Raw genomic sequence first — 25,332 nt, forward strand, 5'->3', positions numbered from 1 at the left:
GTGGTCCGGCACGACGCATCGGCTGCGGGTGCGCACGTCGTGTCTCGACGTGCTGCTCGTCCGTTCGGACTGAGCGGTGGTCTCGGTGGAATGCGACCCGGCGGGTCGGTACGAGACGTGCTGGTGTGCGCGAGTCAGATGGGTTCGCTGCAGTGCACCAAGAAGACACTATACGTCGCTTCGTCCGGAACGTCCAGGAAGACGGACGGGAGGCGCGGTGCGATCGTGCACCGCGCCTGCCGTCCGGTGGGCCGTCAGTTGAGGGCGGGGGTGTCCTCCGGCACGACGCCGTCGCCGTACAGGTCGGTCGCCAGGTCACGGAGCGCACGCAGCGCGACCCGCTGCGTGAGCGGACCGTAGGAGATGCGCGCGACGCCGAGCGCCTCGTACTCCGCCGCGGGCAGGGCACCGGGCAGCCCGATCACCGAGAGCTTGCCGCGGCCGAGCCCGTCGACGAGTCGCTCGACCACGTCGCGCTGGATCGCACCCGGCACGAAGACGAGTGCGGCGCCGTTGTCGAGGAACGCCTTCCCGCGTGCGATGGCGTCCTCGATGCTCTCGTCGATCGGGCGGTCGCCACCCCGGACGATCGCGTCGGTGCGCGCGTTGAGCTGGAAGGCGACGCCCTCGGCCTCGGCGGCGGCGGTGATCGCGGCGACGCGTGCGACGGCCTCGTCGAAGGGGCGGAGACGGTCCTCGACGTTCGCGCCGACGATCCCGGCGGCGATCGCGCGACGGATCGTCTCGGCCGGGTCCGCGTACCCGTCGTCCAGGTCCGCCGTGACGGGCAGGTCCGTCGCGGCGGCGACGGTCGCGGCGCCAGCGAGGGCGACGTCGAGCGGCATCCCGCCGTCGTCGTAGCCGTGGCTCGCGGCGATCGAGTGCCCGGCCGTCGCGATGGCCTTCGTCTCCGGCAGGTCGCTGACGACCTTCGCGCTGATCGCGTCCCACACGTTGACGACGCGCAGGATCTCGGGGGCTTCGTGCAGCTGCTTGAGGGTGGTCGCCTTGTCGGCGGTGCTCGTGCTCATGGTGCCGAACCTATGCGGCCGGGGTGCGCCGTGCCCGGGAGGTGACCCGACGACGACGCAGGATGACGGCCGGACTCGCACCGGGCCTCCCGGTCGATGCATGCTGGGACGCATGGCTGACGACGAACAGGACCCGGTCGGCACGCTCCGCGGGGTCCGCACGAGCATCAAGTGGACGCGGTACGCGCCCGACGTGCTGCCCCTGTTCGTCGCCGAGATGGACCACGACGTGGCGCCGGCGATCCGCCAGGCGCTGGTCGAGCGGGTGCAACAGTCCGACCTCGGGTACCTCGACGGCCCCGGGCCGCTCGCTCCGGCGTTCGCGCAGTTCGCGCGCGACCGGTGGGGCTGGGCGGTCGACCCGGAGCGCGTGCACCTGGCGACCGACGTCAGCGTCGGGATCGTCGAGTCGCTGCGGCTCGCGCTGCCCGACGGCGGACGCGTCGCGATCACCCCGCCGGTGTACCCGCCGTTCTTCGAGCTCGTCGAGGAAGCACGGTGTCAGGTCGAGGAGGTCCCGCTCGCCGAGCAGTGGGGCGTCTACCGGCTCGACCTGGCCGGGCTCGAGCGCGCCTTCGCCGACGGGGTCCGGGTGTTCCTGCTCTGCAACCCGCACAACCCGATGGGGCTCGTGCACGACCGTGCCGACCTCGAGGCCCTCGCCGAGTTGGCGGCACGGTACGACGTGCTCGTCATCAGCGACGAGATCCATGCCCCGCTGACGCACCCCGGTGTCCGCTTCACCCCGTTCGCGATGGTCGCCGAGCAGCACGGCGCCCGCAGCGTCTGCGTGACGAGTGCGAGCAAGGGGTGGAACCTCGCCGGGGTGAAGTGCTCGGTGATGGTGGCCGGCGACGACCGCACCGCTGCGCTGCTCGACACGCTGTGGGAGGAGGTCGCCTGCCGCACGAGCATCCTCGGGCTGCACGCGAACCTCGCCGCGTTCACCCTGGCGACGGACTGGCTCGACGACGTCGTCGCCCGCATCGTCGCGAACGAACGGCTGCTCGGGTCCCTGCTCGCCGAGCACCTGCCCGGGGTCGTCTACACCCGTCCGCGCGCGGGGTACCTGGCGTGGCTCGACTTCCGGGGGATCGGGCTCGGGGACGACCCGGCGGTGCCGCTCCGCGAGCACGCCTACGTTGCGCTGAACTCCGGGCTGGGCTTCGGCGCGCAGGGGCGGGGGTTCGCGCGGCTCAACCTGGCGTGCTCGCCCGAGACCCTGCGCGAGGCGGTCCACCGCATCGCGGCGGCCTACCCGTCGAGTGCGCAGGAGGGGCTGGTCTGGCACGTCGCGTGAGCGACGGGGGCTCGCACTCGCACGAGTCTCGCGCTCAGCGACCCGTCTCGGGTCCGGGCACGCGAGGAACGTCGCTCAGCGCGAGTCTCGCTGCGGAGCGCGCACGGCTCAGTCGGACGGGGCGTCGACGTACTGGTTGCGCCCGACGACGCGGATGCGCAGGTCGTCGTCGCGGTCCATGGCGAGGAACTCCCGCGCGACCGGCCCGACGGACGACCAGCGCAGGACCTCGGTGATCGGGGTCCCCTCGATGAACACCTGCCACACGCCGCGCTCGCGGACGGCCTGCACCTCGTACGTCGCCATGCCGCGAGCGTACCGGCTCACCGCAGGCGCTTCTCGTACCACCGCATCGTCGGGACGGTCCCGTCCGGCTTCGCCCAGTCCGCGGGGGACCGGTGGGTCAACCGCCAGCCACGGCGTTCGTAGAGTCGCCACGCGCCGGGCGTCTCCTCGGTCACGTCGAGCCGCAGGACCGGTGACTCCGCGGAACCTTCGGCAGCCGCCAACAGGGCGTCGGCGATGCCCTGCCCACGGTGGTCCGGGTGGACCACGAGTCGGGTGACCAGCGTTGCCGCGTCCGCGGCGGGAGCGGCCAGTCCGACGTGACCGACCACGCTGCCCGACGACCACGCTGCCCATGCCGAGCGGTGCCCGGGCGGGGTCAGCCACGCGACCGGATCGTCCGGCCAGTGCGCGGGGTAGCCGTCCTCGTCGTGCGTGCGTCGGAGCACGTGGACCAGGTGCTCCAGGTCCTCGTCGCGGCGCGGTCGGATGTGCACGATCCCGACGGTACCGGGTGGTGGTCAGGCCAGGTCGAGCACCATGTGGACGTCGGCGCGGACGTAGGGGCTCGGGGCGATCTCGTCGTGCTCGAGGTGCCGGAAGCCGAACGCCTCGTACAGGTGCACGGCGCTCGCCAGGCGGCTGTTGCTCTCGAGTGCGATCCGCTGCGCGCCGAGGGCCCGGGCACGGTCGAGCGCGGCCGCGATGAGCCTCCGGCCGGTGCCGTGCCCCTGGTGCGCCAGCGAGACCGCCATCTTGACGAGCTCGAACACGCGCTCGCCGACCGGCATGATCCCGATGCAGCCGATGACCTCGTCGTCGAGCCGCGCGACGAACACCGCACCACCCGGCTCGACGATGCGACCGGTCGGGTCGCCGAGGATCGCGCGGTCCTCGTCCTCGAGGGAGAAGTACTGCTCGATCCACGCCTCGTTGAGGGTGCGGAAGGCAGCGGCGTCGGCGGCGGACTCGAGTTCGGCGATGGTCAGCGTGGAGGTCGTCTCGGGCATGGACCCATCCTCGGACGGCGATCTGATCGCGTCCAGTACTCGTTCGCGCTGATCGATAGGCTGCGTGCATGGATGTGGACCTGCGGCAGCTCCGGGCGTTCCTCGCCGTCGCCGACGAGCTGCACTTCGGGCGGGCCGCCGAGCGACTGCGCATCGCCCAGCCCGCGCTCTCGCAGCAGATCCGACGGACCGAGCGCGACCTCGGGGTCGACCTGTTCGTCCGGACCTCGCGCAGCGTCGCGCTGACCGCGGCCGGCCGGGTGCTGCAGGGCCGGGCGCGCTCGCTGCTCGACCAGGCAGCGCGCGACGTCGACGAGGTCGTGCGGGTCGGACGGGGTGAGGCCGGACGGCTGGACGTCGGGTTCGTCGTGTCGGCACTGCCGCTCGGTCCGATCGAGCGCGTCCAGGCCTTCCGCCAGCGGTACCCGCTCGTCCGTGTCGAGCTGACGGAGGGCTACTCCTCGTCGCTCCTCGCCCGCATCGTCCGGGGCGAGCTCGACCTGGCGGTCCTGCGCGACCCCGACCCGGACCCCGCCGTGCGCTTCCTGCCGTTCCGACGGGAGCGCTTCGTCGCGGCGGTCCCGCACGGGCACCGGCTCGCGGAGCGGCTGTCGATCCGCGGCACCGAACTGGTCGACGACCCGTTCGTGTTCTTCCCCGCGGTCGCCGGTGCGGTCGCCACCGAGCGCAACCTCGCGCCCGTGGTCGTAGAGGGGCGTCGGCCCGAGGTCGTCCAGGAGGCCACCACGTGGGCCACCGTGCTGCACCTCGTCGGAGCGGGGCTGGGCGTGACGGTCGCCCCGGAGAGCGCGACCCTCGCGGCGCCCGACACGGTGGTGCTGCTGCCCCTGCAGGACGACCCCGCCCGGAGTGAACTCGTCTGGGCGGTCCGAGCCGACGACGACCGCGAGATCCTCCGGAACTTCATCGCGGCCACCGAGCGCTGAGTCGCAACGACGCACCGACGCTCTCGGTCACCCGAGCGGCAGCACCGGGGCCCGCTGGTCGCCGAGCTCGTCCTCGTGCCAGGGTCGGGCGCCGCGCAGGGTCAGGCCGAGCTGCACGAGCACGAACGCCACGTGCGGCTCGACGTCGGGGTCCCACACCCCCTCGACGCCGAGGCCGAGCGCGCCGAGCTCGTCGTCGGCCTCGTCGCGGATGCTGAGCCGCCACCGTCCGTCGCCGGACTCCTCGACGACGGCCCACCGCGCGGTGTCGAAGCGGCTCACGCGGTCTTCGAGACGTCCTCGGTGAAGTTCCGCACGCGCTGCAGCAGCGCCTCGCCGCGCATGGCGATCGTCGCCGGCGGGTTGAGGTGCGGCGGCGCCGTGCGGATGAGCATCGAGCAGCCGAGGTCCTCGCAGATGTACGAGCCGATGGTGTTGCCGTTGCGTCCGGACTCGCCGGCGCGCGCGGCCGAGAACAGTCGCACCTGCGTCGCCGGCTGCGGCGAGTGGCAGAACGAGCACATCGCGGCGATGCCGGGTCGCAGGGAGCCACCGGCGGAACGGACGACGATGCCCACCGGGCGGTCGTCGATCCACGACACGATGTAGCCGCGACGGGCGGCCTGGGGGTCGCGCCAGCCCAGGAACTCGCGCTCGTCCCACAGCATCTCGTGCAACCCCGGGATCGGGAGCTGCTCGAGCTCGTCCGGGGTGGCGTTCACGAACGACGAACGGATGTCTGCTTCGGTCAGTGGCTTCACGGTGCCTGCAACCCTATGCCTCGCCTCCGACAGGCGCGTCCCGTGTGTTCAGCGCAGCCGGGAGGCGCGCACCGCCCCGAGCGCGCTCGTCCCGTCCGCCACGAGCACCGCTCGGCGCAGGGCGTCACGTCCGACGCGTCGGGCCGCCGCGTCGTCGGCCGCGAACTCGACGAGGACGCGCGTCGAGCGCGCCATGGCGCGCGCGCCCGGCACCCACGGGACCGCACGCTCGATCGACTCCGCGACCGCGACGGCCACCGCGTGGCGCTGGGTCAGGTGGGCGCGCTCGTGGGCGACCACGGCCTCCAGTTCGTCGGTCCGCAGCAGGTCCGCCAGCCCGGTGCTGACGAGCACCCCGCCGGAGCGGCCGGGGACCGCGCAGGCGAGCGCGTGGTCCGCCTCGACCAGCGCGACGGTGGTGCCGTCGATCTGCCGGTGCGGTGCGGAACCCGAGCGCATGGCCTCGCGCACGGCGTCGTGCTCGGGGCCCGGGCGGACCCGCACGGCGACCACGAAGGCGAGCACGGCGAGCAGCGCGACCGCGAGGTTGAACCGGTGCGTCGGCGACTCCCCGAGCCCGAAGGGGTCCGTGATCGGTCGGTTCGCGACGACGACCAGGGTGGTACCGACGACGAAGCCGACCACGCCGAGCACGACCGCCACCGACCAGGACACGAGGGCGGTGCGCGGGTGGTCGATCGTCCAGGCGGACCGGGTCAGCACGCGCGGGGCGGCCACCACGACGACGAGGGCGAGTGCGATGAGGACGACTCCGGCGACGACCACGCGGCGGCTTCCCTCAGGACTGTGCTCGGGCGTCGAGGGCGCGGCGCAGGACGTCGAGGTCGTCCGAGGCGAGCGATCCGGTGAACTGGAGCAGTGCGGCCTCGCGGTCCGACGCGGCGGCGAGCGCGTTCGACATCAGCGACGCGGTCTGCTGCTCGCGGCTGTGCACGGCGCGGAAGGTCAGCGGGGCGTCGTCGTGCTCCTGCCGCTCGACCTGACCCTTGCGTCCGAGCCGGTCGAGCACGGTCAGCACCGTCGTCAGCGCGGGCCGGGGCTCCGGGAACGCGTCCAGCACCTGGCGGGCCGTGCACCCGTCGACGATCCCGTGGTCGGCCGCGGCACGCAGGGTCTCGAGGACCGCCTGCTCGAGCTGCCCACGGGGGCGCGATCGCTGTCCTGCCATCCCCGCATTCTACGAGACGTCGAAGACGGTACCGCGACACATGCCCGAAACGCGGGGTCGGTATGCTCGGGCCTGCACAACTCAACACCGGCCGCACACCCGCCGCGGGAGAGCCGAGCGCACGCGCACGGCACCGAAGGAGCAACCTCCCCGTCAATCTCTCAGGTCCCACACCGCAGCGGACAGGCCACTCTGAAAAGCAGACACGCGTCCCCGCCGGGCCCGCGCGGTGTCTCGCCCACGGTGAAAGCCGCCGGACCTCACGGGCCGCGGTGAAACTCTCAGGCCCATGACAGAGGGGGAGTTCCCACCCGACGACGGCCGTCGGGTCCTGCCGATGCCAGGAGAACTCCGTCATGCGTTCCTCCCCACTCGAACCCGCGCACGAGGCTGCGGGCGCCACCTTCACCGACTTCGCCGGGTACCGGATGCCCGTCCGGTACTCGTCCGACCTCGCCGAGCACCACGCGGTCCGCCAGGCCGCGGGTGTCTTCGACCTGTCGCACATGGCCGAGGTCGGTGTCGTCGGCCCGGATGCGGTGCCGTTCCTCGACCACGCGCTCGCCGGGTCGTTCGGCGCGATGCCCGTCGGCCGCGCCAAGTACTCGCTGCTCCTCGCCGAGGACGGCGGGATCCTCGACGACCTCGTCGTGTACCGCACGGGCGAGGACGTCTTCCTCGTCGTGGCGAACGCGGCGAACCGCTCCGTCGCGGTCGACGCGCTCGTGGCACGCTCCCACGGGTACGACGTCGAGGTCACCGACGACTCGGACACCACGGCACTCGTGGCGATCCAGGGTCCGGCCGCCGCGGGGACGCTCGACGCGCTGGTCGTGGCCGACCGCCTGCAGCCGGAGACCCCGCTCGACGAGCTCCGGTACTACCGCGTGCTGCACGCGCTGTTCGACGGCGCCGAGGTCCTCGTCGCCCGCACCGGCTACACCGGCGAGGACGGCTTCGAGATCTACAGCGGCACCGACGTCGCCTCGTCGATCTGGGACGCGCTGCTCGAGACCGGGGCCGACCGCGGTGTCGTCCCCGCCGGGCTCGCCGCGCGCGACACCCTGCGGCTCGAGGCCGGCATGCCGCTCTACGGGCACGAGCTGTCCACCGACGTCCGACCCGCGCAGGCGGGGCTCGGTCGTGTCGTCGCGACCTCGGGCTCCTTCGTCGGGGACGCCGGCGTGCAGCCGGACCCGGACGCCCGCGTGCTCGTCGGGCTCGTGACCGAGGGGCGCCGCGCTCCCCGGGCCGGCTACGACGTCGTGCACGACGGGACCGTGGTGGGCACCGTCACGTCCGGGGCGTTGTCCCCGACGCTCGGACACCCCGTCGCGATGGCCTTCGTCGACCCGGCCGTGGCCGGCGAGGGACAACTCCTGCACATCGACGTCCGGGGGACCGCGATCCCCAGCATCGTCACCCCGTTCCCCTTCTACCGTCGCACCCCGAGAGGCTGATCCCGTGACCGACCAGACCGCACTGCAGTACACCGCCGACCACGAGTGGATCCTCGTCGAGGGCGACACCGTCACCGTCGGCATCACCGACCACGCCGCCGAGCAGCTCGGGGACGTCGTCTACGTCGAGCTCCCCACCGTCGGCACCACCACGACCGCCGGCGAGCAGATGGGCGAGATCGAGTCGACCAAGAGCGTCGGCGAGCTCTTCGCCCCGATCGAGGGCGAGGTCGTCGCGATCAACGACGCCGTCGTCGACGCCCCCGACACCGTCAACCAGGACCCGTTCGGCGCCGGCTGGCTCGTCAAGCTCAAGGTCGAGGGCACCTCGTTCCCCGAGGACCTCATGGACCACGACACCTACCGGGCGTCCCTCGCATGACCGGCACGCAGCAGAACCTCCAGACGTCCTTCGCCGACCGCCACATCGGGACGACGAGCGCCGACCAGCAGGTCATGCTCGACGCCGTCGGACAGCCGTCCCTCGACGCGCTCGTCCGCGCGGCCATCCCGGAGTCGATCCACGCCGCGCCGGTCACCGACTCGGTGATCCCGGCAGCGGTCGGGGAGGCCGAGGCCCTCGCCGAGCTCCGCGCGAAGGCTGTGCGCAACACGGTCCGCCGCGCCATGATCGGCCTCGGCTACCACGGCACCCACACGCCCGCGGTGATCCAGCGGAACGTGCTCGAGAACCCGAGCTGGTACACGGCGTACACGCCCTACCAGCCCGAGATCTCGCAGGGCCGACTCGAGGCGCTCATCAACTTCCAGACGATGGTGTCCGACCTGACCGGCATGGCCACCGCCGGCGCGTCGATGCTCGACGAGGGCACGGCCGTGGTCGAGGGCATGCTCCTCGCCCGTCGTGCGTCGAAGGTGAAGGGCGACGCGTTCCTCGTCGACGCCGACCTGCTGCCGCAGACCCGTGCCCTGCTCGACCACCGAGCCGACGCCGTGGGCATCACGCTCCGCGCGTTCGACGCCGCCACCGGCCCGAGTGACGGCGACCTGGACGGCGCCTTCGGCGTCATCGTGCAGTACCCCGGAGCCTCCGGGCGCGTGGTCGACCCCTCGGCGACGATCGAGCGCGTGCACGCCGGCGGTGGCATCGCCGTGGTCGCGGCCGACCTCCTCGCGATGACGCTCCTGGCGAGCCCGGGCGACCTGGGCGCCGACGTCGCCGTGGGCACGAGCCAGCGCTTCGGCGTCCCGCTCGGCTTCGGTGGCCCGCACGCCGGGTACCTCGCGGTCCGCGCGGGCCTCGAGCGGCAGCTGCCCGGCCGGCTCGTCGGGGTCTCCTTCGACGCCGACGGGCAGATGGCCTACCGGCTCAGCCTGCAGACCCGCGAGCAGCACATCCGTCGCGAGAAGGCGACGAGCAACATCTGCACCGCGCAGGTCCTGCTCGCCGTGATGGCGTCGATGTACGCCGTCTACCACGGCCCGGAGGGGCTGCGCTTCATCGCGGACCGGGTGGCCCGCACGACCTCGGCGCTCGCCGACGTCGCGCGAGCGGCCGGGCTCGAGGTCGTGCACGAGCACTGGTTCGACACCCTCACGCTCCGCGCACCCGGGCGTGCGGCAGCGATCGTCGACGCCGCGCGCGACGCGGACCGCCTGCTCCACCTGGTGGACGCCGACACCCTGCAGCTGTCGGTCGACGAGACGACCACGCCGGAGGACGTGACGGCGCTCGCCGGCGTGTTCGGGGCGGTGGACGTGACCGTCCCGGCGACCGAGGGCGCCGTGCGCGACGCGACCACGGGCCTTCCGTCCGACCTGCTGCGCAGCAGCGAGTACCTGACGCACCCCGTGTTCAGCGCGCACCGCAGCGAGACCCGCATGATGCGGTACCTCAAGCACCTGGCGGACAAGGACTACGCGCTCGACCGCGGCATGATCCCGCTCGGCAGCTGCACCATGAAGCTCAACGCGGCGACCGAGATGGCGGCGGTGACCTGGCCGGAGTTCGCGAACGTGCACCCGTTCGCGCCGCGCGAGGACGTCGAGGGGTACCTCGACATGATCGGCGACCTGGAGTCCTGGCTGGCCGAGGTCACCGGGTACGACACCGTCTCGCTGCAGCCGAACGCCGGCAGCCAGGGTGAGCTCGCGGGACTGCTCGCGATCCGCGGGTACCACCGCTCCCGCGGGGACCTCGACCGCACCGTGTGCCTCATCCCGTCGAGCGCGCACGGCACGAACGCCGCGTCGGCGGTGCTCGCCGGCATGCAGGTGGTCGTCGTGGCCTGCGACGAGGACGGCAACGTCGACCTCGCGGACCTCCGCGCGAAGACGGCCCGGCACGCGGACACGCTCGCCGCGCTGATGATCACGTACCCGTCGACGCACGGCGTGTACGAGCACGACGTCCGCGAGGTCTGCGACGCCGTGCACGAGGCCGGCGGCCAGGTGTACGTCGACGGCGCGAACCTCAACGCGCTGCTCGGGCACGCCCGCTTCGGCGACTTCGGTGGCGACGTCTCGCACCTCAACCTGCACAAGACCTTCTGCATCCCGCACGGCGGCGGTGGCCCCGGCGTCGGGCCGGTCGCGGCGAAGGCGCACCTCGCGCCCTTCCTGCCCGCGCACCCGATGGCGCAGCAGGCCGACCGGCGCCCCGGGTCGTCGGCTGCCGACGACGGCGCCGCCGGACGGCTCGCGCACGCGGGCGGCCCGGTCAGTGCTGCGCCGTACGGCAGCCCGAGCATCCTGCCGATCACGTGGACCTACGTCCGGATGATGGGGCTCGAGGGGCTGACACGGGCGACCGAGGCGGCGGTGCTCGGGGCGAACTACGTCGCCGCACGCCTGCGTGACGCGTTCCCGGTCCTCTACACGGGGGAGTCGGGGCTGGTCGCCCACGAGTGCATCCTCGACCTGCGCCCGCTGCGCGAGTCGTCGGGCATCACCGTGGACGACGTCGCGAAGCGCCTGGTCGACTACGGCTTCCACGCCCCGACGATGTCGTTCCCGGTCGCCGGGACGCTCATGGTCGAACCGACCGAGAGCGAGGACCTCGCCGAGCTCGACCGCTTCGTCGACGCGATGCTCGCCATCCGGGCCGAGGCCGCGGCGGTCGAGCGGGGGGAGTGGCCGGCGGACGACAACCCGCTCGTGCACGCCCCGCACACCGCGGCGTCCGCGATCTCGGGCGAGTGGACGCACCCGTACACGCGGGAGCAGGCCGTCTACCCGGTGCCCGGCATCAGCGCGCGGAAGTACTGGCCGCCGGTGCGCCGGATCGACCAGGCGTACGGCGACCGCAACCTCGTCTGCGCCTGCCCGCCCATCGAGGCGTTCGCCTGATCCGACCCGTCAGCCGTGTCACACGGCGGCGGTCCGACCGCTGAGCGCGTAGCGTGTGCCCTGCCCGGGAGCTCCGGGCAGGGAACACGTGTGTCAGGTGCCACGCGTGCCGGGTGGGCAGCGGGACGTCGGAGCGCTCCACGTCCTCGCGAGCGCTGCTCGGCTAGCCCATCGTTGTGCGCTCGTGCAACAACTTCGTTGCAGAAGCAACAAACCCGCTCGCACCCCGCCAGAGCGCCCGAATCTTGCATCCTCCCGCAATGATCCTGCAACTTGGTTTCCGGTTTGTAACCGATGGCCGCAGGGTTTGGTCGGCGGTCGGAGCACTGCCTACAGTGCAAGGACAAACACGCCCGGCAGCACCTCTGTGCCTGGCGTGTCCCATGCACCAGGAGGAACCTTGATCAAGAAGCGCGCTGGGCTCTCTGCCCTCGCCGTGCTCGGGGCCACAGCAATCGCCCTGACCGGCTGCTCCAGCAACGGAAGCGGCAACGGCGGTGACTCGGGCTCGACGAACGCGTCCGGGATCGTCACCACGAACGGCTCCGAGCCCCAGAACCCGCTCATCCCCTCGAACTCCACCGAGACCGGTGGCGGCAAGATCATCACGTCGATCTTCGAGGGCCTCGTCTCGTACGACGCCGACGGCAAGCCGGTCAACGAGGTCGCGAAGAGCATCGACACCGATGACTCCAAGACCTACGACATCAAGCTCAACACCGGCTACACCTTCACCAACGGTGAGAAGGTCACGGCCGAGTCGTTCACGAAGGCGTGGAACTGGGCTGCCCAGAAGTCGAACGCCCAGGGCGCGAGCTACTTCTTCGAGAACATCGAGGGCTACAACGCCGACGCGGACTCCGAGCTCACCGGCCTCACGGTCAAGAGCGACGACGAGTTCACGGTCACGCTGAAGTCGGCCCAGTCCGACTTCCCGCTGTCGCTCGGCTACTCGGCCTTCATGCCGCTGCCCTCGGACTTCTACAAGGACACCAAGGCGTTCGGTGAGAACCCGATCGGCAACGGCCCGTACAAGCTCGACGGCAAGGGTGCGTGGACGCACAACCAGTCGATCAAGCTCGTCACCAACGAGGACTACGCCGGCAAGCGCAAGCCGAAGAACGGTGGTCTGACGATCACGTTCTACACCTCGCAGGACACCGCCTACGCGGACGTGCAGGGTGGCAACCTCGACGTGCTCGACGCGATCCCGGACGCTGCCTTCGCGACCTACAAGTCGGACTTCCCCGACTCGAACGCGAACCAGCCCGCGGCGATCTTCCAGGCGTTCTACATGCCGTACTACCTGAAGCACTGGAGCGGCGACGAGGGCAAGCTCCGTCGCGAGGCCCTGTCGATGTCGATCAACCGCAAGCAGATCACCGACAAGATCTTCGACGGCACCCGCACCCCGGCCAAGGACTTCACCTCCCCGGTGATCTCCGGCTGGAACGGTGACCTCGAGGGCTCGGACGTCCTCGACTACAACCCGTCCGAGGCCAAGAAGCTCTGGGCGCAGGCCAACGAGATGTCGCCGTACGACGAGACCCTCACCATCCAGTACAACGCCGACGGCGGACACGAGGCGTGGGTGACCGCGGTCACCAACTCGATCTCGAACACGCTCGGCATCAAGGCCGAGGGCAAGGCCGTGCCGACGTTCCAGGAAGCCCTGGACAACCAGACGCAGGACAAGCTCACGGGCGGTAGCCGCACCGGTTGGCAGGCCGACTACCCGTCGCTGTACAACTTCCTCGGCCCGACCATGGGCAAGGGCTCGTCGAGCAACTACGCGCGCTACGACTCTGACGAGTACAACCAGCTGCTCGCCGAGGGCCGCTCGGCCTCGACCGTCGAAGAGGGCAACAAGACCTTCGACAAGGCGCAGGAACTCCTGTTCAAGGACCTGCCGGAGATCCCGCTGTGGTACTCCAACGTGACCGGCGTCTGGTCGGCTGACAACGTCAAGAACGTCAAGTTCGGTTGGGACTCCGTTCCGCTGTACTACGACATCGAGGTCACCAAGTAACACCGGTCTCCCTGCGGTCGAGCACCGCGGAGACACATCGCGAGCAGGTATCCTGCTCCGCGGCCACCGGACGGGGGTCCGGAGACCACACGGTCTCCGGGCCCCCGTACCTCGGCGGCAACACAACCCCCACCACCGCGGGCGCCGCCGCCCGCACCGGACACCCGTGCCGACCCGCGAGCCGTCCACCCCTCACGACATGAACCAGAACGACACGCGCGCCGCTGCGCAGGACCGAGCGATCTGATGCTCTGGTACCTCGGCAAGCGCCTCCTGCAACTCATCCCCGTCTTCTTCGGGGCCACGTTCCTCATCTACTTCATGGTCTTCTCGCTGCCCGGCGACCCGATCGCCGCGCTGTTCGGCGACCGCCAGCCGTCGCCGCAGGTGATCGAGCAGCTCCGGCAGCAGTACAACCTGGACAAGCCGTTCCTGGTCCAGTACTTCCTGTGGATCGGTGGCGTCTTCCGTGGCGACCTCGGGCTCACCTACTCGGGCCTGCCGGTGTCGCAGCAGCTCGCGTCGGCGTTCCCGATCACCGCGCGCCTCGCGTTGCTCTCGCTGCTGTTCGAGGCCGTCGCCGGCATCGTCGTCGGTGTCATCGCGGGCCTCAAGAAGGGCAAGTGGTTCGACACCACCGCGCTCGTCGTCTCGCTCCTGCTCATCTCGGTGCCGACCTTCGTCGTCGGCTTCCTGCTGCAGTACGTCTTCGGCATCCAGCTGGGGCTGTTCCGCGTCACCGTGTCGGGTCAGGCGCCGTGGTCGGAGCTCGTGCTCCCGGCGATCGTGCTCGCGACCGTGTCGTTCGCCTACATCGTGCGGCTCACGCGTGCCAGCGTCGCCGAGAACATGAGCGCCGACTTCGTCCGGACCGCCACTGCGAAGGGCCTGCCCCGTCGTCGCGTGGTCGGGGTGCACATCTTCCGCAACTCGCTCATCCCCGTGGTGACCTACCTCGGTGTCGACATCGGCAACCTGATGGTCGGTGCGGTCGTGACCGAGGGCATCTTCAACATCAACGGTGTCGGCGGCACGGTGTTCCGCGCCGTCAAGCTCGGCGAGGGCCCCACGGTCGTCTCCTTCGTCGCCGTGATGGTCATCATCTTCATGCTCGCCAACCTCCTGGTCGACCTGCTCTACGCCGTCCTGGACCCGAGGATCCGCTATGCCAAGTAACGCCGAACCCCGCTCCGCGACGCACTACGTGGCGCCGATCGAGGAGACGCCGCTCCAGGCCGTCGACCAGGTCGACGAGACGGAGAAGACGCGCTCGACCTGGACCGACGCATGGGACTCCATGCGCGTCCGCCCGACCTTCTGGATCTCGTCGGTCCTGATCCTGCTCGTGCTGGTCGTCGCGATCTTCCCCGGCCTGTTCACACACGTCGACCCCCGCGCGGCGAACCTCGACTTCAGCGACGAGGGCGCTCGTCCGGGCCACCCGCTCGGCTACAACCGTCAGGGCTACGACGTGTACGCCCGCGTCATCTGGGGTGCCCGCAGCTCGGTCATCGTCGGCCTGGTCGCGACGATCCTGGTGTCGCTCGTCGGCATCATCATCGGCGCCCTCGCCGGGTTCTACGGCGGCTGGCTCGACACGATCGTCTCCCGCATCGGTGACATCTTCTTCTCGATCCCGACCATCCTCGGCGCGATCGTGATCATGTCGGTCATCCCGGCCCGCAACGCGATCACGGTGGCGCTCGTGCTCGCCGCGTTCGCGTGGCCGCAGATCGCCCGCATCATGCGCGGTGCGGTGCTCAGCGCGAAGCAGTCCGACTACGTCACCGCCTCGGCGGCCCTCGGTGTCAGCCGCTTCACCACGCTCGTCCGCCACGTGATCCCGAACGCGATCGCGCCCGTCATCGTGATCGCCACGGTGTCGCTCGGTTCGTTCATCGTCGCCGAGGCCACCCTGTCGTTCCTCGGCATCGGTCTGCCCCCGTCGGCGCTCAGCTGGGGCCTCGACATCGGCACGGCGCAGACGTCGATCCGCACCAACCCGTCGACGATCTTCTGGCCGTCCGCCGCCCTGTCCATCACCGTGCTCGCGTTCCTGCTCCTCGGCGACGTGGTCCGCGACGCGCTCGACCCGAAGGCGAGGGCCCGTCGATGACCGAGACGCTCACCGATCCCACCACCCGTCGTCCGGCCGGTTCCGGCGCCCCGCTGCTCGAGGTCTCCGGCCTGCAGGTCGGGTTCCGCACCCAGAGCGGCTTGGTGCAGGCCGTCCGCGGCGTCGACTTCACCCTCGAGCAGGGCGAGCGCCTGGCGATCGTCGGCGAGTCCGGTTCGGGCAAGTCGACCAGCGCTCAGGCGATCATCAAGCTCCTCGCCGGCACCGGCGAGGTCACCGGCGGGTCGATAAAGTTCAACGGGCGTGAGCTCGTCGGACTGTCCGACAAGGAGATGGCCGGCATACGCGGGAAGGAGATCGGCTACGTCCCGCAGGACCCGATGTCGAACCTCAACCCGCTGTGGTCGATCGGCTTCCAGGTGGAAGAGGCCATCAAGGCGAACGGCATGGCGACCGGCAAGCACGCGATCCGTGCCCGCGCGGTCGAGGTGCTGCAGGAGGCCGGCCTCGGCGACGCCGCGACCCGGCTCAAGCAGTTCCCGCACGAGTTCTCCGGCGGCATGCGCCAGCGCGTGCTCATCGGCATCGGTCTGTCGAGCCGCCCGCAGCTGCTCATCGCCGACGAGCCGACCTCGGCGCTCGACGTCACCGTCCAGCGGATCATCCTCGACCACCTCGAGACGCTGACCCGCGACTTCGGGACCTCGGTCCTGTTCATCACGCACGACCTCGGCCTCGCCGCCGAGCGCGCCGAGAAGCTCGTCGTGATGTACAAGGGCCAGGTCGTCGAGTCCGGTCCGTCGAAGGAGATCCTGGCGAACCCGCAGCACCCGTACACGCAGCGCCTCGTCGCCGCGGCGCCCTCGCTCGCGAGCCGTCGCATCCAGTCGAAGGTGCAGCACGAGCGGGTCGACATCGCGGACGCCGGCAGCGAGGACGACGAGCTGATCGCCCGCGCCCAGGAGCGCGAGCACCGTCCGGCGCAGGACCTCATCGTGGTGAAGAACCTGCAGAAGGTCTACAAGCTCCGCGGCAAGAACCTGCAGTCCCGCGAGCTGAAGGCCGTCGACGACGTGTCGTTCTCGATCCCGAAGGGCACCACCACGGCGCTCGTCGGCGAGTCGGGTTCGGGCAAGTCGACCGTGGCGAAGCTCGTGCTGCAGCTCGAGTCGATCACCGGCGGTTCGGTCACGTTCGACGGCATCGACATCGGTGCCCTCAAGGGCAAGGACCTGTTCGACTTCCGCCGCCGCGTGCAGCCGGTGTTCCAGGACCCGTACGGCTCGCTGGACCCGATGTACAACGTCGGGAACACGATCGCCGAGCCCCTCGCCACGCACAAGGTGGGCGACAAGGCCAGCCGCCGGGCCCGCGTGCTCGAGCTGCTCGACCAGGTCGCACTCCCGAAGTCGATGGTGAACCGCTACCCGAACGAGTTGTCCGGTGGCCAGCGGCAGCGCATCGCCGTCGCGCGTGCGCTGGCGCTCAAGCCCGAGGTCATCGTGCTCGACGAGGCGGTCTCCGCGCTCGACGTGCTCGTCCAGGGCCAGATCCTCGACCTGCTCACCGAGCTGCAGAGCGAGCTGGACCTGACGTACCTCTTCATCACGCACGACCTCGCCGTCGTCCGCCTCGTCGCGGACAACGTGTGCGTCATGCGCAAGGGGCAGATCGTCGAGAAGGCGACGACCGACGAGGTCTTCGCCGACCCGAAGGAGCAGTACACGAAGGACCTGCTCGCCGCGATCCCGGGCGCCGGGTTCGAGTTCGGGCGCTGATCCCGCTGCACCACCCCGAGGCCGGACGTCCCGTCGTCCTCCGCGCAGGTCGCGGAGGGGCGGTGGCGTCCGGCCTCGTCGCCGTCCTGGGGCTCTTCCTGCTCGTCGACGCTGCGGCGCGGGGCAGCTGGGACGTCCTCTGGTCGGCGGTCGGCCCGGTCACCGCGCTCGTGTGGGCGCTCTGGCTGCTCACCGTCCGCCCGGTCGTCCGGCTCGACGACGACGCGCTCACCGTCGTGAACCCGCTGCGCACCACACGCGTGCCGTGGGCGGTCGTCGCCGACGTCCGGCTCCGCTGGCAGATCGTGGTGCAGACCGCCGACGGCCGCTCGGTCACCTGCCGGGGCGGGCCGTCGATCCGCGGGTCGCGTCCGGCCCGCCGTGGGGAGCTGTCGGTGCCGCACGAGCCGGAGGAGCTGCGGGCGATCCGTTCGCGCTGGCACGCACGGCGGACGGCGAGGCCCGACGACCGCGCGGTGCACCGCGCGTGGGACCGTCTCGCCGTCGGGACCGGGACCGCGGTCGTGGTCCTGTTGGTGGTCGCCGCGGTCGCGTTCGCGACCTGACGCACCACGGGCCGGCCGGGAGACCTGCGCCGTCCCGCCTCGCGCCTCCTGGCCGGACCACGGGACGGCCTGGAGGCTCGGCACGGGCCCGCCACGCGCCTCCCGGCCGGACCACGGGACGGCCCGGAGGCTCGGTGCGGGCCTGCCACGCGCCTCCGGACCGGACCGGTCCTGCCCTAGAGCTGCGCTCCGGCCATCGACGCGGCGACGCCGAGCACGATCATCGCCGTGACGGTCCAGCCGTGGACACGGTGGGTGATGGTCGCGGCCTCGACGGTCGCCGGCGGCGGCCCGTCCTGGACGGCCGGTGCGGGGACGTGCCCGCGGAGGACGTCCGCGACCGCCCGCACGTCGGCGGCCGTCGTCGAGCCGCCCCCGGGGCCCCGCAGCCCGAGCGCGGCGGTCGGACGCGTCGCGAGCCAGGTGCGGCGGACGCCCTCGGTCGTGACCACCTCGATGCCGTACTTCGTCCGGACCTCCTGCACGCGACGCCAGGGGTAGGTGCTCGTGCGGCGCACGTCGACGATCGTGAGCGTCTCGTCGGTGAGCTCGAAGCGCGGGCGCCAGAGCACGGCCCAGGCGATGAACGCGGTGAAGACACTCGGTACGGGGACGAGCCACGGGTTGCCGCCGGTCAGCAGCGCGAGCGGGACCAGCACGACCGCGACGGCCCACAGGACGACGGCGAACAGGCGCATGCGGGGCGCGACGACGGTGCTCATCCAGGCCATCGTAGGGGAGCGGGCGGGGTCGAGAGCGCCTCCCCGGGGACGCCCGGGAGCGGGTGTGACACACCTGCGCGTACGGCCGGGCGACCCGGTTCCCCGGGGAGGCGGGTCCGATGCGGACCTCGTCCGTCCATGGTCGGCACGCCCCGTCCGGGTGTCAACACCCGACGCCCGATCTTCAGGAACGCCGGCCCGTCCGGCGCGGTCAGACGAGCTGTTCGACCTGCTCGCGGATGGTCTCCGCCTTCGGGAAGCGCAGGCCGACGAGCCCGACGTGGCGCCACCGGACGATGCCGTCGGCGTCGATGACGAAGACCGAGCGGCGGAGGCCGATACCCGGCGCCCGGACACCGTAGGCGCGCGCGACGTCGCCGCCGGTGTCGCTCAGCAGCGGGAACGACAGGGATGCGCCGCGGGCGAAGTCCTCGTGGGAGTCCAACGCCTGCGGGCTGACGCCCCAGACGACGGCGCCGAGGTCGGCGAAGTCGTCGAGCTCCTCCTGGTAGCTGCAGAGCTGGGCCGTGCAGACGGGCGTGGCGTCGCCGGGGTAGAAGGCGAGGACGAGCGGACGGCCGATGACCGCCGACAGGGCGTACTCGTCGTCCGTGCGGGTGCCGTTCCGGACGACGAGTCCGGGCAGGGAGAAGTCGGGCGCCGTGTCGCCCGGCTCGGGGATGCTCATGTGCACACAGTAGGACAGGGAACGGGCCCGGTCGCGTGGTGCGACCGGGCCCGTCCTGGTGTCGTGCTGCTACTTGGTGAACCCGACCTTGGTCCAGTCGTAGACCATGGCGCCGGCACGGGCGCCGTAGTTCGCGAGCTTCGGGTTCTGCGCGATGACACGGGGCGACTGCACGATCGGCAGGGAGTGTCCGATCGCCCACACGTTCTCGTCGACCTGGTTCCACAGGGCGTTCGCCTTGGTGGTGTCGGTCTCCGCGATCGCCTGGTTCACGAGCTTGTCGATCTTCTCGTTGCCGACGCGACCGTAGTTCTGGCCGGTGTCGCCGCTGATGAAGATGCTCGCGCCGCTGGCGTGGTAGCCGGTGCCGCCCCAGAGGAACAGCGTCATGTCGTAGTTGCCCGGCGTGACGTACTGCGGGAAGAAGTCGTCGCTCGACACCGACTTGATGGACAGCTTCACGCCGACGTCCTTGAGCTGGGCCTGGATGACCTCGGCGATCTTCTGCGAGCTCGTGGCGCCGGACGGGATCGTGATGGAGATCGCGAGCGTCTTGCCGTCCTTCTTCCGGTACGCGCCGTCGGTCTTCCACCCGTCGTCGTCGAGGAGCTTCTTGGCCTTCTCGACGTCGAACGTGCCGTTCGGGCTCGAGTTGTCCTTGTACCCGTTGTCCGTGGCGAGGAACACGTGGTTGTTCAGCACCGGCAGCTTGTACGGCAGGGTGCCGCCGATGACCGATGCGAGCGATTCACGGTTGATCGCGTGCTGCAACGCGAGTCGGAGCTTCTCGTCCTTCAGGGTGCCCTGCGAGGAGAAGTCGACGTGGGTGTACGAGGCCGACTGGGACGCGTAGATCTTCGTGTCCTTCGCGTCCTTGACCCGGGCGTACCGGTCCGAGGTACCGACCGACACGGAGTCGAGCTCCTTGTTCAGGTAGGCGTCGACGTCGGCGTTGCCGTCGAGGCTCCGGAAGATGACCTGGTCGAGCTTCGGCTTGTCGCCCCACCACTTCTCGTCGGGGACGAGCGTGACGGTGCCCGCGGTCTCGTCGAGCTTCGACACCTTGTACGGACCGGCCGAGACCGGGACCTTGTCCTTGTAGCCGTTGTTGAAGCCGTCGGGCGTCCCGATGACGCTCGCCGGGTACAGCGGGCTGAAGAGCGACTTCCAGTCCGAGAACGGCGTCGAGTACTTCACGATCGCCTGGCGCTCGTCGGAGCCCTGGGTCACGGACTCGATGTCCTTCCACCCGGTGCTGTCACCGATCTGGTAGCTCGGGTCGGTCCCGTTGTTCGCCTTCCAGAGCGCCTCGAAGTCGTTCCACGTGATCGGCGTGCCGTCGTTCCACACGGCCTTCGGGTTCACGGTGTACGTGATCGTCAGCGGGTCCTCGCTGGTGACCTCGGCCGACTCGAGCGTGTCCTTGTCGAGCTGCGGCTTGCCGTCGGAGTCGATCACGAACGTCTGCGGCATCGTCGCCGCCTCGACGTCAGCGGCGTCCTGCAGGGTGCCGTCGAGCTCGAAGTAGTTCCACTGCGAGATCCACTGCGAGATCGGCAGTCGGAGCGTGCCGCCCTGCTGCAGGTCGGAGACGGGCTTCTCGTTGATCTGGGCGCTGGAGGGCAGGGCCTCCTTGCCCGAGTCACCGGAGCCGCCGGACCCGCCGGAGCCACCGCTGGAGCATCCGGTGGCGACGAGGGCGAAGCCGGCGAGTGCCGCCGTCAACGCCAGGGCTTTCCTGTGCTTCATGTTCTTCCTCCCGTGAAGATTGGGATCACCCTACGTCCCCTGGGTGGGGGCAGACGAGGGCTTCTGTTGCAAACGCCAATTCGTTACGCGCGGCGACCGAGCGTGTCATCTGCCGGAAACAAATCGAGTCGTAAGGTGATCCGCATGATCCGCTACCTGGCGCGTCGACTCGTGTACTACGTCGTGCTCGTGTTCCTCGCCACGTCGCTGACGTACTTCCTCGCGTCGGCAACGTTCAGCCCCCGATCCGTCTACGCGGAACGCAACCCGGCGCCGCCGACCGCCGTGGTCGACGCCAAGCTCGACCACATCGGCGTGAACGACAAGACACCGGTCATCGTCCGGTACGGGCACTGGCTCGGCGACGCGGTGCAGGGCAACCTCGGCCAGACGATCCAGGACAAGAGCGTCAACGACGCGTTCTGGCCGCGACTGGGCGTCAGCCTGCGGCTCCTGCTCGTCGGGTCGGTCATCGGCATCGTGCTCGGCGTGCTGCTCGGTGTCTGGAACGCGATCCGGCAGTACCGGTTGTCCGACCGGGTGAGCGCGATCATCTCGATCTTCCTCATCTCGACGCCCGTGTTCCTGACCGCGGTCTTCCTGAAGATCGGAGCGACGAAGCTCAACCAGGACAGCGGCACGCAGCTCATCAACTTCACCGGCGAGGCAACGCCCGGGCTCTCCGGCAGCTGGTGGGAGCTGTTCGCGGACCGGGGCGTGCACCTGCTCCTGCCGACCATCTCGATCGCACTCGGCCTGATCGCGATCTACAGTCGGTACCAGCGGGCGACGATGCTCGACGTGCTCGGCTCCGACTTCCTGCGGACGGCGAGGGCGAAGGGTCTGACGAAGGGCCGCGCGACGTTCAAGCACGGTCTGCGGACGGCCCTCATCCCGATGACGACGCTGTTCGCCTACGGGTTCCTCGGCATCCTGACGGGTGCGACCTTCACCGAGAAGATCTTCGGGTGGAACGGCCTCGGCGCCTGGTTCATCGACGCGGTCCAGAACAACGACGTGAACTCCGTCACCGCCTACACCCTGTTCGCGGCGGTCGTGGTGCTGCTCGCGGGGTTCCTCGCCGACACCATGACCGCCGTGCTCGACCCGCGCGTCCGGAGGGCCTGACATGACCGACACCCGCATCGAGCCCGTCGACGGGTCGACCGTCGCGCGCGCGGACACCCCGCTCCCCGGGACGCCGGCACCCGGCCGGAAGCAGCGCAACCGCTTCGTGCAGACCGTCGTCCGAGTCTTCATGAACCGCGGTGCCGGGGTCGGCCTCGTGACCATCCTCGTGCTGTTCGCGTTCGCCTTCATCGGCCCGCTCGTCAGCCCGTGGGGGTACTCACAGATCGACTACACCGCGTTCACGCAGCCGCCGAGCGGGACGCACTGGTTCGGCACCAACGGCATCGGGCAGGACGTCTTCACCCAGACCGCCCGAGCGATGCAGAAGAGCCTGCTGATCGGGCTGCTCGTCGCGGTGTTCTCCACCGCGCTCGCCGCCCTGGCCGGGGCTGCCGCCGGGTACTTCGGCGGCTGGACCGACCGCATCGTGATGTTCTTCGTCGACGTGCTGCTCGTGCTGCCGTCGTTCCTGATCATCGCGATCATCAGCCCGCGGATCCAGGACTCCGGCTGGATCGTCCTGGTCGTCCTCATCGCGGCGTTCGGCTGGATGGTCACCGCCCGGGTCGTCCGCTCGATGACGCTGTCGGTCAAGGAGCGCGAGTTCGTCCGCGCGGCCCGGTACATGGGCATCGGCCCGTTCCGGATCATCGTCCGGCACATCCTGCCGAACGTGGCGTCCTTCCTCATCATCGACGGCACGATCCAGGTCGGCGCCGCGGTGTTGTCCGAGACGAGCCTCAGCTACTTCGGCTTCGGCGTGCAGGCGCCGGACGTCTCGCTCGGCACCCTCATCGCGCAGAACCAGGACGCCGCGCTCACCTACCCGTGGCTGTTCTACTTCGCGGCCGGCGCCCTCGTGGTGTTCGCGCTCGCGGCGAACCTGCTCGGCGACGGTCTGCGGGACGCACTCGATCCGACGTCGGCGACCGGCAAGCGGCAGAAGCGGAGCGGCCGGAAGCGCGATCAGAACCAGGCCGCGGTCGACGCCGCGACCATCACCACGCAGGCAGGGGCCGGCGCATGAGCACCACCACGACCACCACCGAGACCGTCCTGCGCGTGCGCGATCTGGACGTCCGCTTCCCGACACCACGCGGTGAGGTGCACGCCGTCCGCGGCGTCGACCTGGAACTGCGCCGCGGCGAGGTCCTCGGCATCGTGGGGGAGTCCGGCTCGGGCAAGTCCGTGACGAGCATGGCGATCCTCGGCCTGCTGCCGGAGACCACGAAGGTCACGGGGTCGATCGAGCTCGAGGGGCAGGAGCTCATCGGCCGCAGCGACAAGCAGATGAGCAAGCTCCGCGGTGCGAAGGTCGCGATGGTCTTCCAGGACCCGCTGTCGGCCTTCACACCCGTGTACACGATCGGCGACCAGATCGCCGAGACCGTCCTCGTGCACCGCGGTGGCACCAAGCAGCAGGCCCGCGCCCGGGCGGTGGAGCTGCTCAAGCTCGTGGGCATCCCGCAGGCCGAGCAGCGCGTCGACGCCTTCCCGCACGAGTTCTCGGGCGGCATGCGACAGCGCGCGATGATCGCGATGGCCATGGCGAACGACCCGGACGTGATCCTGGCGGACGAGCCGACGACGGCGCTGGACGTGACGATCCAGGCGCAGATCATCGACGTCCTGCGGACCGCGCAGCAGGAGACCGGGGCCGCCCTGGTGTTCGTCAGCCACGACCTCGGGGTCATCGCCGGCATCGCCGACCGGATCGCGGTGATGTACGCCGGGCGGATCGTCGAGACCGCGAGCGCCGAGGAACTCTTCGCTCGGCCACGGATGCCCTACACGATCGGCTTGATCGGCGCGCTGCCGCGGCTCGACGAGTCGAGCGGCGGTCCGCTCGTGCCGATCCCGGGCTCGCCACCGTCGCTGATCGGACTCGCCGACGCGTGCCCGTTCGCCGACCGGTGCCCGCTCGAGGCCGCCGTGTGCCGCGGGTCCGAACCGCCGCTCGCCACCGTCGACGTCGCCGCCGGCGTGGCGGGCGAGGAACCGGTCGACACCGCGGTTCCGCATGCCGTCGCCTGCCACCGCTACGAGGAGGTCGCCGCGGCACACGCCGACGCCGGCGCGATCTTCCGCCTGCCGGAGATCCCCGCGGCCGCGACCGCGGTGATCGCGCCGACCGACCGCGCCGGACGGGACGCCGTCGTCCGGGTCGAGGGCCTGACGAAGACCTTCCCGCTCCTGCGCGGTGCGCTCTTCAAGCGGAAGGTCGGGCAGGTCTTCGCCGTCGACGGTGTCGACCTCGACATCCGGAAGGGTGAGACCCTGGGCCTCGTGGGAGAGTCCGGCTCCGGCAAGTCGACGACGCTGCACCAGCTGATGGACCTCGAGCGACCCGAGCACGGCACGGTCGAGCTCTTCGGTCGGCCCGTGGTCGCCACCAAGCAGCTCCGACAGCGCATCTCGATGGTGTTCCAGGACCCCGCGGCGAGCCTCGACCCGCGCATGTCGGTCTACGACGTCGTCGCGGAGCCGCTCCGCGCGATCGGTGCCTCGTCCGACCGCATCGCCGAGCGGGTACCGGAGCTCCTCGGGCTCGTGGGGCTCCGGGCCGCCGAGGCGGACCGCTACCCGCACGAGTTCTCGGGCGGTCAGCGGCAGCGCATCTCGATCGCCCGGGCGCTCGCCACCGAGCCGGAGCTCATCGTGCTCGACGAGCCGGTGTCCGCGCTCGACGTGTCGATCCAGGCCGGGGTGCTCAACCTGCTCGCCGACCTCAAGGCGCGTCTCGGGCTGTCCTACCTGTTCGTGTCGCACGACCTGTCGGTCATCCGGCACGTCGCGGACCGGGTCAGCGTGATGTACCTCGGCCGCACCGTGGAGGAGGGCGCGGTCGACGAGGTCTTCGAACGCCCGATGCACCCGTACACGGCGGCGCTCATGTCGGCCGTGCCGGTGCCGGATCCCGTCATCGAGCGGTCGCGGAGGACGATCCTGCTGCCGGGGGACCCGCCCAGCCCGACCGAACGTCCGACGGGCTGCCGGTTCCGCTCGCGGTGCCCGCTGTACGCGATGCTGCCCGAGGCCGAGCAGCAGCGCTGCCGCGACGAGGTGCCGGAGAAGGCCGCGCGCCGCGGCGCGGAGCGCGACCACCGTGCGGCCTGCCACTACCCGGAGAAGGTGCCGCAGCTGGTCGCGTGACCAGACGACGGACGGGAGGCGGGGGGGCGGGGGGGCCCCCCCCCCCCCCCCCCCCCCCCGGGGCCCCGGCGCCCGGACCCCGAACCGGACACCAGCGGGGACCCCCGCGCCCCCCAACGGGTTCCCACCAAAAACGACGCGGGGCGC

Annotated in this window: 24 protein-coding genes and 1 riboswitch; of the genes, 13 read left to right on the plus strand and 11 right to left on the minus strand. The window is 70.8% G+C overall.

The window, feature by feature from the left end; all coding sequences use genetic code 11:
* Positions 1-254: 254 nt before the first annotated feature.
* Positions 255-1,031, minus strand: a complete 777-nt coding sequence (locus ABIC52_RS13415; protein WP_126890856.1) for an isocitrate lyase/PEP mutase family protein — start codon at positions 1,029-1,031, stop codon at positions 255-257.
* A 112-nt stretch (positions 1,032-1,143) separates the two neighbouring features.
* On the opposite strand from ABIC52_RS13415, the gene ABIC52_RS13420 reads away from it, so the two are divergent.
* Entirely contained in the window at positions 1,144-2,331 is a 1,188-nt protein-coding gene (locus ABIC52_RS13420) for a MalY/PatB family protein (RefSeq protein ID WP_238638102.1), read from the plus strand.
* Between the two features lie 108 nt (positions 2,332-2,439).
* On the opposite strand, the gene ABIC52_RS13425 is transcribed toward ABIC52_RS13420, so the two are convergent.
* From ABIC52_RS13425 to ABIC52_RS13435, 3 genes are read right to left on the minus strand one after another with little or no spacing between them, the layout of a single operon-like run.
* Complete coding sequence (locus tag ABIC52_RS13425; RefSeq protein ID WP_126890858.1) at positions 2,440-2,637, minus strand: hypothetical protein; 198 nt, start codon at positions 2,635-2,637, stop codon at positions 2,440-2,442.
* Between the two features lie 17 nt (positions 2,638-2,654).
* On the minus strand, positions 2,655-3,113 hold the full coding sequence (locus ABIC52_RS13430) for a GNAT family N-acetyltransferase (RefSeq protein ID WP_354027566.1): 459 nt from the start codon (positions 3,111-3,113) through the stop codon (positions 2,655-2,657).
* Positions 3,114-3,137: 24 nt separating this feature from the next.
* Positions 3,138-3,626 (minus strand): GNAT family N-acetyltransferase, encoded by a 489-nt coding sequence (locus ABIC52_RS13435; protein WP_126890860.1) that lies wholly within the window; start codon positions 3,624-3,626, stop codon positions 3,138-3,140.
* A gap of 68 nt (positions 3,627-3,694) precedes the next feature.
* On the opposite strand from ABIC52_RS13435, the gene ABIC52_RS13440 reads away from it, so the two are divergent.
* On the plus strand, positions 3,695-4,573 hold the full coding sequence (locus ABIC52_RS13440) for a LysR substrate-binding domain-containing protein (RefSeq protein ID WP_209823204.1): 879 nt from the start codon (positions 3,695-3,697) through the stop codon (positions 4,571-4,573).
* Positions 4,574-4,600: 27 nt separating this feature from the next.
* Here the strand turns inward: ABIC52_RS13440 and ABIC52_RS13445 are convergent, their stop codons facing one another.
* From ABIC52_RS13445 to ABIC52_RS13460, 4 genes are read right to left on the minus strand one after another with little or no spacing between them, the layout of a single operon-like run.
* Positions 4,601-4,855, minus strand: a complete 255-nt coding sequence (locus tag ABIC52_RS13445) for a hypothetical protein (RefSeq protein WP_209677668.1) — start codon at positions 4,853-4,855, stop codon at positions 4,601-4,603.
* Positions 4,852-5,334, minus strand: a complete 483-nt coding sequence (locus tag ABIC52_RS13450) for an FBP domain-containing protein (RefSeq protein ID WP_058728205.1) — start codon at positions 5,332-5,334, stop codon at positions 4,852-4,854. The genes ABIC52_RS13445 and ABIC52_RS13450 overlap by 4 nt, the downstream gene beginning before the upstream one ends.
* Before the next feature lie 48 nt (positions 5,335-5,382).
* Positions 5,383-6,120, minus strand: coding sequence for a M56 family metallopeptidase (locus tag ABIC52_RS13455; RefSeq protein ID WP_209677670.1), 738 nt, complete (start codon positions 6,118-6,120; stop codon positions 5,383-5,385).
* Positions 6,121-6,133: 13 nt separating this feature from the next.
* Positions 6,134-6,523: a BlaI/MecI/CopY family transcriptional regulator gene (locus ABIC52_RS13460; protein ID WP_354027567.1), complete on the minus strand. Its 390-nt coding sequence runs from the start codon at positions 6,521-6,523 to the stop codon at positions 6,134-6,136.
* Between the two features lie 95 nt (positions 6,524-6,618).
* Positions 6,619-6,709, plus strand: a riboswitch (glycine riboswitch).
* Positions 6,710-6,879: 170 nt separating this feature from the next.
* Here ABIC52_RS13460 and gcvT point away from each other — a divergent pair.
* From gcvT to ABIC52_RS13500, 8 genes are all read left to right on the plus strand, one after another.
* The gene (gene gcvT / locus ABIC52_RS13465) at positions 6,880-7,983 is read left to right on the plus strand and encodes a glycine cleavage system aminomethyltransferase GcvT (protein WP_209677672.1); all 1,104 of its coding nucleotides are present in this window, start codon (positions 6,880-6,882) and stop codon (positions 7,981-7,983) included.
* 4 nt (positions 7,984-7,987) lie between these two features.
* Entirely contained in the window at positions 7,988-8,365 is a 378-nt protein-coding gene (gene gcvH, locus ABIC52_RS13470; protein WP_354027568.1) for a glycine cleavage system protein GcvH, read from the plus strand.
* On the plus strand, positions 8,362-11,292 hold the full coding sequence (gene gcvP / locus ABIC52_RS13475; RefSeq protein ID WP_354027569.1) for an aminomethyl-transferring glycine dehydrogenase: 2,931 nt from the start codon (positions 8,362-8,364) through the stop codon (positions 11,290-11,292). The genes gcvH and gcvP overlap by 4 nt, the downstream gene beginning before the upstream one ends.
* A 400-nt stretch (positions 11,293-11,692) precedes the next feature.
* Complete coding sequence (locus ABIC52_RS13480; protein ID WP_126892236.1) at positions 11,693-13,321, plus strand: peptide ABC transporter substrate-binding protein; 1,629 nt, start codon at positions 11,693-11,695, stop codon at positions 13,319-13,321.
* Between the two features lie 246 nt (positions 13,322-13,567).
* A complete protein-coding gene (locus ABIC52_RS13485; RefSeq protein WP_126892237.1) occupies positions 13,568-14,497 on the plus strand; it encodes an ABC transporter permease in 930 nt (309 codons plus the stop codon).
* Positions 14,487-15,437 carry an ABC transporter permease gene (locus ABIC52_RS13490; RefSeq protein WP_126892238.1) on the plus strand — a complete coding sequence of 317 codons (951 nt, stop codon included), beginning with the start codon at positions 14,487-14,489 and terminating at the stop codon, positions 15,435-15,437. The genes ABIC52_RS13485 and ABIC52_RS13490 overlap by 11 nt, the downstream gene beginning before the upstream one ends.
* Positions 15,434-17,176, plus strand: coding sequence for a dipeptide ABC transporter ATP-binding protein (locus tag ABIC52_RS13495; protein ID WP_209677680.1), 1,743 nt, complete (start codon positions 15,434-15,436; stop codon positions 17,174-17,176). Before ABIC52_RS13490 ends, ABIC52_RS13495 begins: the two co-directional genes overlap by 4 nt.
* A 62-nt stretch (positions 17,177-17,238) precedes the next feature.
* A complete protein-coding gene (locus ABIC52_RS13500; protein ID WP_209823212.1) occupies positions 17,239-17,742 on the plus strand; it encodes a PH domain-containing protein in 504 nt (167 codons plus the stop codon).
* Positions 17,743-17,918: 176 nt separating this feature from the next.
* On the opposite strand, the gene ABIC52_RS13505 is transcribed toward ABIC52_RS13500, so the two are convergent.
* From ABIC52_RS13505 to ABIC52_RS13515, 3 genes are all read right to left on the minus strand, one after another.
* Entirely contained in the window at positions 17,919-18,464 is a 546-nt protein-coding gene (locus tag ABIC52_RS13505; protein WP_209823214.1) for a PH domain-containing protein, read from the minus strand.
* A gap of 211 nt (positions 18,465-18,675) precedes the next feature.
* Entirely contained in the window at positions 18,676-19,152 is a 477-nt protein-coding gene (locus tag ABIC52_RS13510; protein ID WP_209677686.1) for a peroxiredoxin, read from the minus strand.
* Between the two features lie 69 nt (positions 19,153-19,221).
* Positions 19,222-20,901 carry an ABC transporter family substrate-binding protein gene (locus ABIC52_RS13515; RefSeq protein WP_354027570.1) on the minus strand — a complete coding sequence of 560 codons (1,680 nt, stop codon included), beginning with the start codon at positions 20,899-20,901 and terminating at the stop codon, positions 19,222-19,224.
* 144 nt (positions 20,902-21,045) lie between these two features.
* Between ABIC52_RS13515 and ABIC52_RS13520 the strand changes: the two genes are divergently transcribed.
* Genes ABIC52_RS13520 through ABIC52_RS13530 form a run of 3 tightly spaced genes read left to right on the plus strand, consistent with a single transcriptional unit; the run spans position 21,046 to position 25,185 of the window.
* Positions 21,046-22,029 carry an ABC transporter permease gene (locus ABIC52_RS13520; RefSeq protein WP_126892579.1) on the plus strand — a complete coding sequence of 328 codons (984 nt, stop codon included), beginning with the start codon at positions 21,046-21,048 and terminating at the stop codon, positions 22,027-22,029.
* A gap of 1 nt (position 22,030) precedes the next feature.
* Positions 22,031-23,059, plus strand: a complete 1,029-nt coding sequence (locus ABIC52_RS13525) for an ABC transporter permease (RefSeq protein ID WP_126892580.1) — start codon at positions 22,031-22,033, stop codon at positions 23,057-23,059.
* A complete protein-coding gene (locus ABIC52_RS13530) occupies positions 23,056-25,185 on the plus strand; it encodes a dipeptide ABC transporter ATP-binding protein (protein ID WP_354027571.1) in 2,130 nt (709 codons plus the stop codon). The genes ABIC52_RS13525 and ABIC52_RS13530 overlap by 4 nt, the downstream gene beginning before the upstream one ends.
* The last annotated feature ends 147 nt before the right edge of the window (positions 25,186-25,332 follow it).

Source organism: Curtobacterium oceanosedimentum, from assembly GCF_040545555.1.
Taxonomy (GTDB): Bacteria; Actinomycetota; Actinomycetes; order Actinomycetales; family Microbacteriaceae; genus Curtobacterium.